Source organism: Exiguobacterium sp. S3, from assembly GCF_018617295.1.
In the GTDB taxonomy this organism is placed as follows: Bacteria; Bacillota; Bacilli; order Exiguobacteriales; family Exiguobacteriaceae; genus Exiguobacterium; species Exiguobacterium profundum.
In genome coordinates this window covers 187,616-201,914 of record NZ_JACSJW010000002.1, presented here as the reverse complement: position 1 = coordinate 201,914, position 14,299 = coordinate 187,616, and the positions used below count along the sequence as shown (strand labels likewise).

Annotated in this window: 16 protein-coding genes; 2 read left to right on the top strand and 14 right to left on the bottom strand. The window is 49.8% G+C overall.

Annotated elements, in window-relative coordinates; translation table 11 throughout:
- Nucleotides 1-6 precede the first annotated feature (6 nt).
- The gene (locus KNO65_RS06000; RefSeq protein WP_015881102.1) at nt 7-624 is read right to left on the bottom strand and encodes a succinate dehydrogenase cytochrome b558 subunit; all 618 of its coding nucleotides are present in this window, start codon (nt 622-624) and stop codon (nt 7-9) included.
- Between the two features lie 222 nt (nt 625-846).
- Between KNO65_RS06000 and KNO65_RS05995 the strand changes: the two genes are divergently transcribed.
- Nucleotides 847-1,239 (top strand): YslB family protein, encoded by a 393-nt coding sequence (locus KNO65_RS05995; RefSeq protein ID WP_236548905.1) that lies wholly within the window; start codon nt 847-849, stop codon nt 1,237-1,239.
- Between the two features lie 24 nt (nt 1,240-1,263).
- Here the strand turns inward: KNO65_RS05995 and KNO65_RS05990 are convergent, their stop codons facing one another.
- Both KNO65_RS05990 and uvrC read right to left on the bottom strand, forming a co-directional pair.
- On the bottom strand, nt 1,264-2,040 hold the full coding sequence (locus KNO65_RS05990) for an aminoglycoside adenylyltransferase domain-containing protein (protein WP_214782555.1): 777 nt from the start codon (nt 2,038-2,040) through the stop codon (nt 1,264-1,266).
- The gene (uvrC, locus tag KNO65_RS05985; protein WP_214782551.1) at nt 2,037-3,827 is read right to left on the bottom strand and encodes an excinuclease ABC subunit UvrC; all 1,791 of its coding nucleotides are present in this window, start codon (nt 3,825-3,827) and stop codon (nt 2,037-2,039) included. Before uvrC ends, KNO65_RS05990 begins: the two co-directional genes overlap by 4 nt.
- A gap of 70 nt (nt 3,828-3,897) precedes the next feature.
- Between uvrC and KNO65_RS05980 the strand changes: the two genes are divergently transcribed.
- Nucleotides 3,898-5,211, top strand: coding sequence for a dihydrolipoyl dehydrogenase family protein (locus tag KNO65_RS05980; RefSeq protein WP_214782549.1), 1,314 nt, complete (start codon nt 3,898-3,900; stop codon nt 5,209-5,211).
- Between the two features lie 42 nt (nt 5,212-5,253).
- Here KNO65_RS05980 and mnhG read toward each other — a convergent pair whose 3' ends face one another.
- The 11 genes from mnhG to KNO65_RS05925 all read right to left on the bottom strand — a co-directional run bounded on the left by mnhG (nt 5,254) and on the right by KNO65_RS05925 (nt 14,229).
- Entirely contained in the window at nt 5,254-5,613 is a 360-nt protein-coding gene (gene mnhG, locus KNO65_RS05975) for a monovalent cation/H(+) antiporter subunit G (protein ID WP_074037545.1), read from the bottom strand.
- Complete coding sequence (locus KNO65_RS05970; RefSeq protein WP_026826530.1) at nt 5,591-5,887, bottom strand: Na(+)/H(+) antiporter subunit F1; 297 nt, start codon at nt 5,885-5,887, stop codon at nt 5,591-5,593. The genes mnhG and KNO65_RS05970 overlap by 23 nt, the downstream gene beginning before the upstream one ends.
- Nucleotides 5,887-6,372: a Na+/H+ antiporter subunit E gene (locus KNO65_RS05965; RefSeq protein WP_015881095.1), complete on the bottom strand. Its 486-nt coding sequence runs from the start codon at nt 6,370-6,372 to the stop codon at nt 5,887-5,889. Before KNO65_RS05965 ends, KNO65_RS05970 begins: the two co-directional genes overlap by 1 nt.
- A 7-nt stretch (nt 6,373-6,379) precedes the next feature.
- Nucleotides 6,380-7,864 (bottom strand): Na+/H+ antiporter subunit D, encoded by a 1,485-nt coding sequence (locus tag KNO65_RS05960; RefSeq protein ID WP_074037548.1) that lies wholly within the window; start codon nt 7,862-7,864, stop codon nt 6,380-6,382.
- Nucleotides 7,857-8,198 carry a Na(+)/H(+) antiporter subunit C gene (locus tag KNO65_RS05955; RefSeq protein WP_015881093.1) on the bottom strand — a complete coding sequence of 114 codons (342 nt, stop codon included), beginning with the start codon at nt 8,196-8,198 and terminating at the stop codon, nt 7,857-7,859. The genes KNO65_RS05960 and KNO65_RS05955 overlap by 8 nt, the downstream gene beginning before the upstream one ends.
- On the bottom strand, nt 8,198-8,635 hold the full coding sequence (locus KNO65_RS05950; protein WP_015881092.1) for a Na(+)/H(+) antiporter subunit B: 438 nt from the start codon (nt 8,633-8,635) through the stop codon (nt 8,198-8,200). The genes KNO65_RS05955 and KNO65_RS05950 overlap by 1 nt, the downstream gene beginning before the upstream one ends.
- Nucleotides 8,607-11,048, bottom strand: a complete 2,442-nt coding sequence (locus tag KNO65_RS05945; RefSeq protein ID WP_078146522.1) for a Na+/H+ antiporter subunit A — start codon at nt 11,046-11,048, stop codon at nt 8,607-8,609. Before KNO65_RS05945 ends, KNO65_RS05950 begins: the two co-directional genes overlap by 29 nt.
- Before the next feature lie 346 nt (nt 11,049-11,394).
- Entirely contained in the window at nt 11,395-11,709 is a 315-nt protein-coding gene (gene trxA / locus KNO65_RS05940) for a thioredoxin (protein WP_015881090.1), read from the bottom strand.
- 107 nt (nt 11,710-11,816) lie between these two features.
- Nucleotides 11,817-12,782, bottom strand: a complete 966-nt coding sequence (locus tag KNO65_RS05935; RefSeq protein ID WP_214782546.1) for an electron transfer flavoprotein subunit alpha/FixB family protein — start codon at nt 12,780-12,782, stop codon at nt 11,817-11,819.
- 14 nt (nt 12,783-12,796) lie between these two features.
- A complete protein-coding gene (locus KNO65_RS05930) occupies nt 12,797-13,570 on the bottom strand; it encodes an electron transfer flavoprotein subunit beta/FixA family protein (protein ID WP_031421365.1) in 774 nt (257 codons plus the stop codon).
- Nucleotides 13,571-13,650: 80 nt separating this feature from the next.
- Nucleotides 13,651-14,229, bottom strand: a complete 579-nt coding sequence (locus KNO65_RS05925; protein WP_074037553.1) for a fatty acid metabolism transcriptional regulator FadR — start codon at nt 14,227-14,229, stop codon at nt 13,651-13,653.
- Nucleotides 14,230-14,299 lie beyond the last annotated feature (70 nt).

The following is a 14,299-nucleotide window of genomic DNA, read 5'->3' as shown; positions in this document are numbered from 1 at the left end:
CCCTAATTACAAGATGCCTGCAAACGTCAAAATCGAACGGATGCCGACAAAAGATAGTGCCAAGAACACGACACCTGATACGTAGCTCATGAGACGTTGCGAACGAGGTGACTGTGTGATACCCCACGTGATTGAGAACGACCAAAGACCGTTCGCGAAGTGGAACGTAGCCGAAAGAATTCCGACTATGTAGAAAATCAACATGAGCGGGTTGTCGACGATGTTTTGCATCATCTCCGCATTGACTTCTACCCCGCGCAATTTCGCAAGACGCGTTTCCCAAACGTGCCAAGCGATGAAGATCACGAGGAAGACTCCTGTGAAGCGTTGGAAGAGATACAACCAGTTACGTGCGTATGAATAGCGGTTCGAGTTGATTGATCCGAGAAACGCATAGTACACGCCGTACACCCCGTGGAAAATCATCGGCAATGCGATAATTGTCACTTCAAGGAAGTACAAATACGGTAAGTTCTCCATGAATTTTGCTGCTTTGTTGAATGACTCCACCCCATCGACGATGTAGTAGTTGACCGACAAATGGACGATCAAAAACAAACCGATTGGAATGACCCCAAGTAGCGAATGGACTTTACGACTGAAGTAGTCACGATGCGCTGCCATTCTAGTTCCCCCTTTTCACGAGCATTGGCTCGTATTGTCAATAAAAGCGTTTTCAAATGCAGATATAGCTTTCTGTCTCTTATTCTACTCTTGTGAAAATTGTATGACAAGACAACCTAGCCGATTTGTTCCACATTCTTTTCAAAATTACAGGATGACCAAATTCCAATTGGTCGTTATAATGATATAGAGAGATTGGAGTGATGGGATAGAATGGAAACGATGAGCCAACCAACTTTCGCGATTGAACTGCTTCGCGACTATGTGTTGACGGATTTGCTTGGCGAAGATTACGCCCAAGTCATCTATTGGTCAGGAAAACGGGTCGCCCGTAAGTTCCCGACGATGTCCGACGATGAACTGACTGCTTTCTTCGCAGAGGCAGGTTGGGGCGAGTTGACAATCAAGAAGGAACGTGGGAGCAAGTTTACTTATGAATTGATCCCACCACCTGCGACTCAGACCAAAGCGACAGGATACTATCAGCTTGAAGCTGGATTTTTAGCCGAACAGATTTCAGGTCGTTTCCAATGCGTCGCAGAAGGTTACGCCGATCCAACCCGAAAAGCTGTCCAAATCACCGTCCAACTAGACCGAAAAGACGACTACAAATAAGAGTCGATGCCAACGCATCGACTCTTATTTTTGTTTCCGCTGAAGTTGTTGACGCATGTAGCGACGGAATTCATTGAGTTCTTGTCGATGAAACGTCACACTTCCCCCTTCATAGCTCTGAGTCGCCTTGCGAGCAACTTCGATAATATTTCCTGGAAAATGTCCGTTCTTTACTAACCAATCGAGTGCTTCTTGTTTGGAGAGAAGGATACCTTCTTGTTCATAGGCTTGTCCGCGTATCAAGTTCAATACGCTGTACACCGTCTGTTCTTCAATCGAGTCAAGACAATCGAGCGCATCTGCTCGTATCGCATCAGAAAAATGAGCTGAATCGAATCCAGAGAGGAAGTTATGAAGCGGTTGCCCTCTCAAAGTGACACCTCGCTCTAAAATCACTAGGACGTGAGCTGCCAAATCAGGATCAGTGAATTCTTGTTGCAATTCGGTTCGTTCTTCCCTACTAGCTTCTTCAAAACGCGAGCGCCACCCTTCACTATAGTGAAACTCATAAGGACTTGGATGGTACCAATCTTCTAGTTGCGACGTCGTCATGATGCTCAGTTCGAGGGGATATGGCTCGTTGGAGTACGAGAGACAACAGTCGATGAGGTCTTGCCGCTCCTCTCGAGTCAACTCCTTCGATACGACGAGTAACAAATCTACATCACTTTGTTCCGGATGAAAACCACCCATCGCCAGTGAACCGTGGATATATATATGCTGAACAGTTGGTAGGAATCCATCGATCGCGTTTATGAAAGAAGCGATGAAGTTTTCTACGTTTTTTGAAACCTCTCTCATTCATCCGTCTCCTCGTGCACGTATTGAAGTACGGTCTCCGCTAATTTTTCTGGCAACCCTGCTTCCTTCAATTGTTCGAGTGATGCCAGACGAATCTGTTTCATCGACCCGAAATGGCGGATGAGCTGTTGACGACGCTTCGGACCGACACCCGGGATCTCATCAAGTATCGACTTCGTCATCTTCTTCGTCCGTAGGCTGCGGTGGAACGTGATGGCGAAACGGTGGACCTCATCTTGCATCCGCTGCAACAGATAAAAGGCGCTCGATCGTGGATGGAGCTCGACAACGCCCCCACCTTCTCCGAACAACAGTTGGCTCGTCCGATGTCGGTCATCTTTTTTGAGCGAGCCGACCGGCAAGTCGAGCCCGAACTCATTTTGAATGACGTCGAGCGCCGCATTCAATTGCCCGATCCCCCCATCAATCAGTAGGAGATCGGGTAATCGTTTGTCTTCCGTCAAGAGACGGCGGAATCGTCGACGGACGACTTCACGCATCGTCTCGTAATCGTCCGGTCCTTGGACCGTCCGAATTTTATACTTCCGATATTCTTTCTTGAGCGGCTTCCCGTCTTCAAAGACGACGAGTGCCGACACGGCGTCCGCGCCCTGAATGTTGGCGTTGTCGATGATGTCGACACGTGACAAGTTGGGAATCCCGATCGCTTCACCGAGTTCACGCATCGCAAGCAATGTCCGTTCTTCATCTCGGGCGAGCAACTCGAACTTCTCGTTCAAGGCGATTGTCGCATTCTTCGTCGCCAAATCAAGCAGCTGTTTCTTCGCCCCTCGTTTCGGCTGCATCACTTTCGTTCCGATGGCGTCATTCAGTAAATCAAGCCGGACCGTCTCTGGTACAAGAATCTCTTTCGGCACGACGTTTTGTTCATAGAACTGAACGATGAAACTTTCGAGTTCTTCCGAAGGCTCTCCATGCATCGGGAAGAGTGAGACATCGCGCTCAATCATCTTGCCGCCACGCATATAGAATACTTGAACGCACATCCAGCCTCGGTCGAGAGTATAGCCGAAGACGTCCCGCGCTGTCGGGTCGGCCGTGATCATGTTCTGTTTGTTCATGATGGATTCGACTGCTCGAATTTGGTCGCGCAATTCAGCCGCCCGTTCAAATTGCATGTCCTCAGCGGCACGTCCCATCTCAACGTTCAGCTTCGTGAGCGTCTCACTCGTCTCGCCGTTCAAAAAGCGCCGGATCTCATTCACGATCTCTTTTTGCGAATCCGTATCGACCGCCAGCTCGCAAGGACCTAAACATTGCCCGATGTGATAATACAGACAGAGTTTCTTAGGCATCGGCTGACATTTCCGCAGCGGATACAGCTTATCGAGAAGACGTTTCGTCTCGTTCGCCGCATAGGCGTTCGGATATGGTCCGAAGTAATGTCCGCCGTCTTTTTTCAATTTCCGTGTCGTCAATAGACGCGGATACGGTTCGTTCGTAATTTTGATGTACGGATATGTTTTGTCGTCTTTGAGGCGAATGTTGTACTTCGGGTCGTGCTTTTTGATGAGCGTCATTTCGAGTAATAACGCCTCGAGTTCGCTCGCCGTCACGATGTACTCGAAGTCACGAATCTCTGCGACGAGGCGCATCGTCTTGATGTCGTGTGCGCCCGTGAAGTAAGAACGGACCCGATTCTTGAGGTTTTTTGCCTTCCCTACATAGATAACCTCACCATATTCGTTTTTATGCAGATAGCACCCCGGTTCGTCCGGGAGCAGCGCTAATTTATGTTTAATGTGGTCGGTATGACTCAATTCCATTCACCTCAGTTTAGCTTCCTCCTGGACGGGAAAAAGAGTGTGATATCTCGTCAGAGGAGGATTTTATATTATGAAACGATACGATGTCATCATTATCGGTAGCGGATCCGCAGCGGGTCAAGCAGCTTCCATTTTACGCGAAGCCGGTAAAGAGATCGCCATCATTGAGAATTGGACGTTCGGGGGAACATGTCCTCAACGCGGATGTGACCCGAAGAAGATGCTTGCCGAAGGAGCAGAACTCCTTGCCCGAACGGAACGTATGCGTGAGCTTGGCGTCGAAGGAAGCCTGTCACTGGATTGGTCGTCCTTTAAAAAGCGGATTGATGAGTACCGCCTCTCTATCCCAACATCCAAAAAACAGCATTGGGATGAGATGAACATTGACTTATATCAGGGAGAGCCTCACTTTATCGATGAGGATTCAATCGTCATCGATGGTCACGAGCTCTCTGCCAATCAATTTTTAATCGCTACGGGTCAAACGCCCCGCCCTCTCGATATCCCAGGTGGCGAACTGGCGATCACGAGCGATGATGTGTTCGACCTTGACACGGTTCCCCATTCGATTCACATCGTAGGCGCCGGGTATATCGCATTTGAGTTTGCCCATATCTTCCGACGATTCGGAAGCGACGTGACACTCCTCATCCGTTCACGTGCGTTGAAAGCATTCGACCCGAACGTCGTCCATCGGCTCATTGAGGAATCGAAGCGAATCGGCATCACCATCCGACATGACGTCGAACCAACACGAATCGATGGCAACGTCTTAACGTTATCAGATGACTCTACCCTCGAAGGCGTGGTCCTTAACGCCACAGGACGAATTCCAAGCATCGAGCGACTCCGGCTTGAAGCGGTCGGTGTCACAGCGGATCATCACGGTGTACACGTGAACGAGCATCTGCAAACCAGTAACCCGAATATATACGCCGCGGGCGACGTCGCCAAAAGTCCCAATCCTGCGCTCACTCCATTCGCCGGTCAGGAAGGGCGCCTCGCCGCACTCAATATGCTTCACGGGAATACACGGTCACTCCCTGAGCGTCCGGCCCCGAACATCGTCTATGCGACGCCACCGATTGCCAAAGTCGGTCTTACGGTCGAGGAAGCGGAAGCTGAGGGCATTGACTTCGACGTGAAAGAAACGGACATGTCGCACTTCCTCACCTATTCACGAATCAACGACGCAACCGCATATTCAAAAGTGTTACTGAGTGCAGAAGGGCACGTCATCGGGGCTCATTTGATTGGTCACCACGCCCCTGAACTCATCAACCTGTTCTCTTTCATTATACAGAACAAACTGTCGCATCAACATGTGAAGCACTTAGAAGTCGCCTATCCGACCGCCGCCTCCGACCTGACCTATCTCATCTAAACAAAAGACGGGACTTGCCTCTTGGCAAATCCCGTCTTTTTCTTATTCGATTCCTTTGTCCTTGTCTTCTTTCAGTGCGTCTTGTAACGACTTCTCCCAGAGCGAGACCCCTTTCGCGTGCGCCGCACGCGAGATGAGGTGACCTCCAACAGGAGCCGTCAAGAGGACGAAGAAGAGCCCGAGCAAGAGTCTTGCATCAAACACCCGTTCATCGACATATACATGAAGGACGGCCGCAAAGAGGACGAACATGACACCGAGTGTCGCGCTCTTCGAGGCAGCGTGTGTTCTCGAATAAATATCAGGGAGACGGATGAGACCGATCGCGGCGACGACCGTGAAGAAGACGCCGATGATCGTGAAGATGCCGGTAATGAGATCAAAGATCATTGTCGCGGTCATGTTGGATTATCTCTCCCCTCTCTAAGAATTTCGAGAACGCCACCGTTCCGATGAAGGCCAAAATACTGAGTAGTAAGATGACTTCAAAATATAAGGTCGTATCGAGCAGAATCGACAGTAACGCGACGACCGAGATGAGCGCGATCCCGATTGAGTCGAGTGCGATGACCCGGTCTGCCGTCGTCGGTCCTTTCACGACACGATACAACATCATCAACATCGCAAGCAAGAGAATGGCGAGCGAGATGTAGATGAGAATGTCTAGTAAATCCATCACTCTGTCGCCTCCTTAATGCTTGATTCAAAGTTATCATAAATGTCTTTTTGTAGCGCTTCTTTATCCGGCATGTTGAGTGCGTGGATATAGAGCACGGAATTGTCTTTTGACACCTGAACGACGAGCGTCCCTGGTGTGAGCGTGATCAGCATCGAGAGCAAGCTGACTTTCCATCCTTTGTCGAGCGACGTCTCATAGCGGAAAATCCCTGGTTGGATTTTCAACTTCGGACTAAGGACGAGACGCAGTACCTCAAAGTTCGCGAGGAACAATTCACGGATGAAGATGAGAAGCAGTTTAAACAGACGCCAGACGCGTGTGAAGTAAAAGCCGCCCCCACTAGATTTAAAGAATCGGCGCATCATGAACAAGATGAGTAAGCCAAGTAGATACCCGACGAAGAATCCGCTCGTTGTGAACGATCCCGTGAGGAACATCCAGATGAACGCCAAGAAAAAGTTAATCAATAGTTGATAAGCCATCTGTCATTCACTCCTTTATCACGGCATCGATATAGATTTCTGGATTGACGAGCGGCTCAATCGCTTGCGTGATATACGGATGGATGGCTTCTGCCCCAAATCCGTATGCGACCGCAATGATGAGCAACAAGAAGACCGGTACAATCAAACGCTTCGTATACGGTACGAGCGGTCCATCATACTCGCGCTTCGCCTCGCCCCAGAACCCGTTCAAGAAAATCTTCATGACCGAATAGAGGACGAAGAGACTCGACAAGAGGACGAGAAGTGGTCCGAACAGCTCGCCTTCGTCCATCCCGCCTGAGACAATCAACAATTTCCCAAAGAATCCACTAAGTGGCGGAATCCCAGCGAGCGAGAGCGCTGCGACGAAGAACGTCCATCCGAACAGCGGGAAACGGGTGATGAGTCCACCCATATCGCGGAGTTGACCGGATTTGGTGATGCCAATCATCATCCCGACGAGCATGAAGAGAACCGCCTTGATAATCATGTCGTGAATCAAGTAGTAGAGTGACCCTTCAAGGGACGTCTGCGTATTGACCGAGATTCCGTACAAGATGACCCCGACCGCGATCATGATGTTGTAGATGATGATCAACTTCACGTCGTTATAGGCGATGGCCCCTGTCATCCCGATGAAGATGGTGAGGACAGCGAGCACCATGAGGAACGTCTGTAAAAACTCACCGTTCCCATCAAACAGTAGCGTGTACGTCCGCAAGATCGAGTACACCCCGACTTTCGTCAAGAGAGCCCCGAACATGGCGAGAATCGGGGTCGGTGCGACCACGTACGCTCCAGGGAGCCAGTAGTGAAGTGGGACGAGTGCCCCTTTCATCCCGAAGACGATGACGAATAGCACACCGATGACGGTGATGACGTCCGGGTTATCGACAAGCGGGATCTTCATCGCCAAGTCCGCTATGTTGAGTGTACCTGTGACACCGTAAAGCAAGGCGACCGACATGACGAAGAGCGCCGAGGCGATGATGTTCACGAGCAAGTATTTGATTGACTCACGTAACTGGACGCCACGTCCACCGAGTACAATCAATACGTATGAGGACATCAAGAAGACCTCAAAGAAGACGAACAAGTTGAAGATATCACCTGTCGTGAAGGCACCGTTCACCCCGACGAGCAAGAAGAGCATCGAGATGTACAAGTAGTTTCCTTCATATGAGTCAGAGAAATAATGGACGGCGAACCACACGATGAAGAGCGTGAGGAGAGTCGACGTCGTCACGAGTAGGGCTGACAACATATCCGATACGAGCGTGATGCCGAACGGTGCTTGCCAGTTCCCGAGGTTGAGAGTTTGAATTCCCTCCGTGGAGACCGTATGCACGAGAAAGAGTGACACGATCGCCGTAATAACTAAAGCTCCAAGAGCCATTGCGCGCTGCAGCTGGACCCGTTTTGGCATAAACATCATAAGGATGGCCGCAAGCGCAGGAATGACGATTGGAAAGACCGGTAAGTTAATCATACGATTCTGTTCCTTTCATTTCTTCCATATTGTCCGTGCTGAGCTCCTGATACGTGCGGTAGGCAAGTACGAGGAAGAACGCCGTCACCCCGAAACTGATGACGATTGCCGTCAAGACGAGCGCTTGCGGTAACGGGTCTGTGAATTCCGTCACACCGTCGACGAGAACAGGGGCAGCCCCTGTCTTCAAACCTGCCGTCGTCAAGACGAGAAGGTGTGCCGCGTGACTGAACAAGGCAGTGCCGATGATGATGCGTAACAAACTTCTTGAGAGAACAAGATAGACGGCACACATCGTCAGGACACCGATGATGATGCTAACGAAGATTTCCATTATTCACTCTCTCCAATCGTTTGTATAATCGTCAACGTGATTCCGATGACTACAAGGTAAACCCCTAAGTCGAACGCAATCGCCGTGTGAAGGGTCTGTTCACCGAGAAGTGGTAAGTCAAACTTCCCGTATGCGTGCGTCAAGAACGGACGACCCAAGAAAACCGAGTGAAGACCTGTCGCAAGGGCAATCAGTAATCCGGTCGCCGTCATGAGACGGTAGTCGATCGGGAGCACGTTCGCGAGCGTCTTCGAATCAAATGCGAGTAGCAACAAGACGAGTGCCGCGGATGTCATCAATCCACCGATGAATCCTCCACCTGGTGAATAGTGACCGGCAAAGAACAAGTCGATGGAGAAGATGACAATGATGAAGAAAATGATAATCGCGGCCGTCTGCAAAATAACGTCATTGACGCGTCTGCTGTTTTGCTTCATGTTCACCTTCTCCTTTCGTACGTCGTGTTGTTCTAAATTTAATCATCGTGTAGATTCCGAAAGCCGCAATCCCGAGAACCACGATTTCAAACAAGGTATCAAATCCACGGAAGTCGACGAGAACGACGTTAACCATGTTTTTACCTGCTGCAAGCTCATACACGTTCTCTTTGTAATACTCTGAGATCGAAGTGAGCGATTTGTTTGTGAGCGCCATGAAGCTGAGAAGCGTCACGGTCGTCCCGACGAGAACAGCCACGATGGCATTCCCGACTTTGAAACGCATCCGTACTTCCTTCTTGCTGATGTCCGGCATGTGATAGAAGACGAGCAAGAACAATGCGACCGAGACCGTCTCGATGACGAGCTGCGTGAGCGCCAAGTCCGGTGCACCGAAGAAGACGAAGAACAGTGCCACTCCATATCCAACGACCCCAAGTAGGATAATGGACGGGAGACGCGACTTCATGAAGAGAATCGCGAGCGCCGCTAGCATGACGACAGCTCCGAGCACATATTCATAAGGTGCAATCTCAGCCAGGTTCTCAAACGAGAAGCGGTACATGTCGAACCACCAGATGCTGAAGAGCATCATACCTGAAAGGAAGACGAAAATATAGATCAAGTACGACCGGATGAAACCAGTCATGTAGTTGTCTTTAAAGCGATATGCCGCCTTGTTCGACCATACGAGCGTACCATCGTACATCCCGTTGAGCGTCAAACGATGTGGGATGCGGTTGTAGATGCCCATCCATTTACCCATTTGCCAGAACAGCAATGAACCGAGAAGGATCACCCCGATTGTCATATATAGTTCAGGCGTCAAACCGTGCCAGAAGTAAATATCTACTTTAACATCTTGCCCTTGCGCGACGAGTGTCGGATAGATCGACTCGACGGCTGGCTTGATGAGCGAGTTCGACAACACGTTCGGGAAGAACCCGAGACCAACAACGAGAATCGCGAGGATGACCGGCGAAATTAACATGCCGATCGGTGCCTCATGCGGTTGTTTCGGCAATTGATCGAACTTCGCCTTGCCCATGAACGTCCGCGTGAACAGCATGATGCTGTAGATGAACGTGAACACACTTCCGACGAAGGCGATGATCGGGAGTAGAATCCCAATCGTATCGAGCGCGAAGAAGTCGGCCGAGAAGACTTTCGTCGTCGCCTTCAAGAACATCTCTTTACTCAAGAATCCGTTAAATGGCGGAAGACCAGCCATCGATAACGAACCGATGACGGCGACCGTGAATGAAATCGGCATGACGGTCATCAGACCACCGAGTTTACGAATGTCACGTGTGCCCGTCTCGTGGTCGACAATCCCGACCATCATGAAGAGCGAGCCTTTGAACGTCGCGTGGTTGATCAAATGGAAGATCGCCGCAATCGTCGCGACCATAAAGATGTTGTCATCCATGCCGTCATAGTGGAGCGCCGCCGCTCCGAGTCCAAGGAGTGACATGATCAACCCGAGCTGACTGACGGTCGAGAACGCTAGGATTCCCTTCAGGTCGGTCTGCTTCACGGCATTGAATGAACCCCAGAACATCGTGAACATCCCGACTCCGGCAATCGTCCATAGCCAGACGGATGATTCTTGGAACACCGGGCTCATGCGGGCCACAAGGTAGAGACCCGCCTTGACCATCGTTGCTGAGTGGAGGTACGCACTGACCGGAGTCGGTGCTTCCATCGCGTCAGGCAACCAGATGTGGAACGGGAACTGCGCTGACTTCGTGAACGCCCCGAGCAAGATGAGAATCATCGCGACGAGGAAGAATGGACTCTCGGCGATGACGCCCGAGTTCGCGACCATATCGCGAATGCTGTACGAACCGACCATCGATTCGAGTAAGACGATCCCCCCGAGCATCGACAATCCGCCGAACACGGTGAGAAGCATCGACTTCTGCGCTCCATAGCGGGAACGTTCTTTCTCATACCAATATCCAATCAACAGGAATGATGAAATCGATGTGAGCTCCCAGAACATATACATGACAATCATGTTATCCGAGAGAACGACCCCGAGCATCGCACTCATGAACATCAATAGATACACGTAAAAATGCCCGAGCGACTCTTTGTCCTTATTCAAATAGTAAATCGAATAAAGGACGACCAGTGCGCCGATTCCCGTGATGAGAAGGGCGAACAAGAGACTGAGTCCATCGACGTATGCCGTGAAGTTAATCCCGAGGGATGGCATCCACGCAATCGTCTCTGTCACGACGTCCCCTGCACTCGTGATCGGAATGAATCCGGCGAAGTAGGTGACGAGCACGACCGGAACGATCAAGACGAACCAGCCTGTATGAATTTGTTTCATCCCCCGGAACAAAAGCGGGATGAATGGTGCCGCAAGAAGCGGCAACAAAATAGCTAAATGTAACAGCGACAAGAAAATTCCTCCTTCGAACAGAGTCGTACAATAGATTGAGCCGTAAAGTAAGGTCACTTGACTCCATCATGTCTTCCTCATGAGTATAGCGTAAATTTTCGGTCTGTTTCCATGATAAAAGCTTCCAGTTCAAGCGCTCCCCCGTCAAAATTCCGAATCTGTTAAATATGAAGGAAGCTGACGGAATTTCTTCAAAAAAAATTTGAAATCAGACGTTATGTATCGGAATATGACCGGATTGAGGGTGCGTGGAATAACTCAACTTATTCCCTACTTGCCTCTCCTTTTCCTTCTTTTCTACTCAGTAAAACAAAAAAGCAGCCGATCTCAATCGGCTGCTACGCAATTATTGTGCTGTCGCGATAAACTCTTTCAATGCTTCTTTTGGTTGGAAGCCCATTGTTTTCGAAACAGGCTCACCATCTTTGAACATCATGAGTGTCGGGATACTTTGGATTTGGAAAGCACCTGCGACTTCAGGGTTTTCGTCGACGTCGAGTTTCACGATTTGGACTTGGTCACCCATTTCTTGATCGAGTTCTTCGAGAACTGGCGCGATCATGCGACACGGTCCACACCAAGTTGCCCAGAAATCTACGAGGACGACGCCCTCTTTTACATCTTGTTCAAACGATTGAGTCGTTGCGTGTTTAATAGCCATTTGTAAAAACCTCCCCAATAAGATGAGAGAGTCCTGATAGAGAACTCTCATGCAATTCATGTTCAGAGTATACCACGGAGGGTAACAACCCCAAAACGTTTTGCTTATTAGCTATTGACGAGGTGCTTACGGAACTCTTCTGTCAACATCGGGACGATATCGAACAAGTCGCCGACGATGCCGTAGTCTGCCACGCTGAAGATGTTTGCTTCTGGGTCCTTGTTGATGGCGACGATGACTTTCGCGTTACTCATCCCAGCCAAGTGTTGAATCGCTCCTGAGATTCCGCATGCGATGTAGAGGTCCGGTGTGACAACTTTACCCGTCTGTCCGATTTGAAGTGCGTAATCGCAGTAGTCGGCGTCACATGCTCCACGTGAAGCACCGACCGCGCCTCCGAGAAGCTCTGCCAACTCTTCAAGTGGTTTGAACCCGTCTTCGCTCTTGACGCCACGTCCACCTGCGACGATGACTTTCGCTTCCGCCAAATCCACTTTCCCAGTCGCTTTTCGCACGACTTCTTTGACGATCATCACGAGGTCTTTCAATTCGACGGCTGGCGTTTCAACAGAGACGCTCGCGCCTGCTTGACGTGCGAGTGCATCGATGTTGTTTGGACGGATTGTGAAGAACATGACCGAATCTTTGAACTTCACTTTTTCGAACGCTTTCCCTGAGTAGATTGGACGCACGAACTCTGCATCACGTCCAGTTCCTTCGATGGAGACAACGTCACTGATGAGTCCGGCATCGAGACGTGCCGCAAGTTTCGGGGCGATGTCTTTTCCAAGAGCCGTGTGCCCGAGAACGATCATTTCCGGATTTTCTTGCTCGATCAACTGGCGGAGCACTTGACCGTAGCCGTCAGGCGTATAATGCTTGAGGCGATCATCTTCGACGACGAGGACGCGGCTTGCACCATACTCCCCGAGTTCTTGTGCGAGTGATTGCACGTGATCCCCAATCACCACTGCCGTCACATCGTCTGTCAATTGCTTCGCCGCAGCGATGGCTTCGAATGATACGTTACGTAACGCGCCTTCACGCGCTTCTGCGAGTACTAAAGCTTTCATTTATGATCTCCCCCTTAAATGACTTTCGCTTCCGTGCGAAGAAGTTGTACGAGTTCGCTCACTTGTGTCGACATGTCGCCTTCAAGGATACGGCCTGCTTTCTTCTCTTCTGGCAAGAATCGTTCAATCGTCTCGATTTTCGCTTCGATTTCATCTTCATCGAGATCGATGTCCATGAGTTCGAGTTCTTCGAGCGGTTTCTTCTTCGCCTTCATGATTCCTGGCAAGCTCGGGTAACGTGGCTCGTTCAACCCTTGTTGTGCCGTCACGAGAAGTGGGAGTGCGACTTCGATCACTTCCGTATCCCCTTCGACGTCACGTGTTACCGTAGCCGTTGTACCATCGATTTCAAGAGCCGTGATCGTCGTCACGTAGTTCATGTCGAGAAGTTCTGCGACACGTGGTGCGACTTGTCCGCTACCGCCATCGATTGCTACGTTTCCTGCGAAGATGAGGTCCGCGTCTTGTTCTTTCAAGTATGTGGCGAGCACTTTTGAAATCGTGACATGGTCCGCATCCTCGACATCGTCCTCGATTGAGATACGAACGGCTTTGTCCGCTCCCATCGCAAGCGCTGTACGCAATTCTTTATCCGCGTCTTCTGGTCCTACCGTGACGACCGTGACCTCTCCCCCGAGTGCGTCACGTTTTTGAATCGCTTCTTCGACCGCATATTCGTCATACGGGTTGATGATGAACTCAGCGCCATCTTCTTGAATTTCCCCATTTTCGAGCTGAATCGCTTCCTCAGTATCAAACGTACGTTTCAGCAAAACAAAAATATTCATGGTTGATCCCCCTTTAGTCAATTCTTTCCCATCATTCATGAATCAGCATTCATTTTTTGAGCTAGTGATAGGGCTCACTGTTACGTAAGCCCTTTTTTCAACATATGGTGCACATTTGGAAGCGTCGACAACAGATCATACTTGAAGCCGCTCGCCATCCAACTCGTCACAACCTCATCGATTGTGCCGAAAATCATTTGACGGGCGAGTCGATAGTCTAAATCCTTGTCAAACTCTCCTGTCTCGATTCCATGTTTGACGACAGAATCGATTAAGTTCAAATACGGTTTGAGCACTTCTCCGATTTTTTGGCGAAGTACCAAGTTCGACTGCCGAAGTTCGATTTGTGTCACGACGGCGAGGTCGTAATCTGCCGACAGTTGCTTTAAATGTGATTCAATCAACTGATACAACTTACTCCCGGCTGACGTCTCGCTCTCGATTTGTTGTTTCGAGTAGTCGATGAACAGCCCCATCTTCGCTTGGAACAATTCGATTAAGAGATGCTCCTTGTTTTTAAAGTACAAATAGATCGTGCCGTCCGCGACACCCGCCTCTTTGGCGATGGCTGTCACCTTTGCACCGTGATAGCCATGATTGGCAATTACTTTGACCGCCGCATCAATGATTCGGTCACTTTTCGAAATATGATTTGTCATTAACCCCAAGCTCCTTACCGTTGCAGAAAAATGAATGATGGTTCATTCATTTATTATTCTATCATGCGTA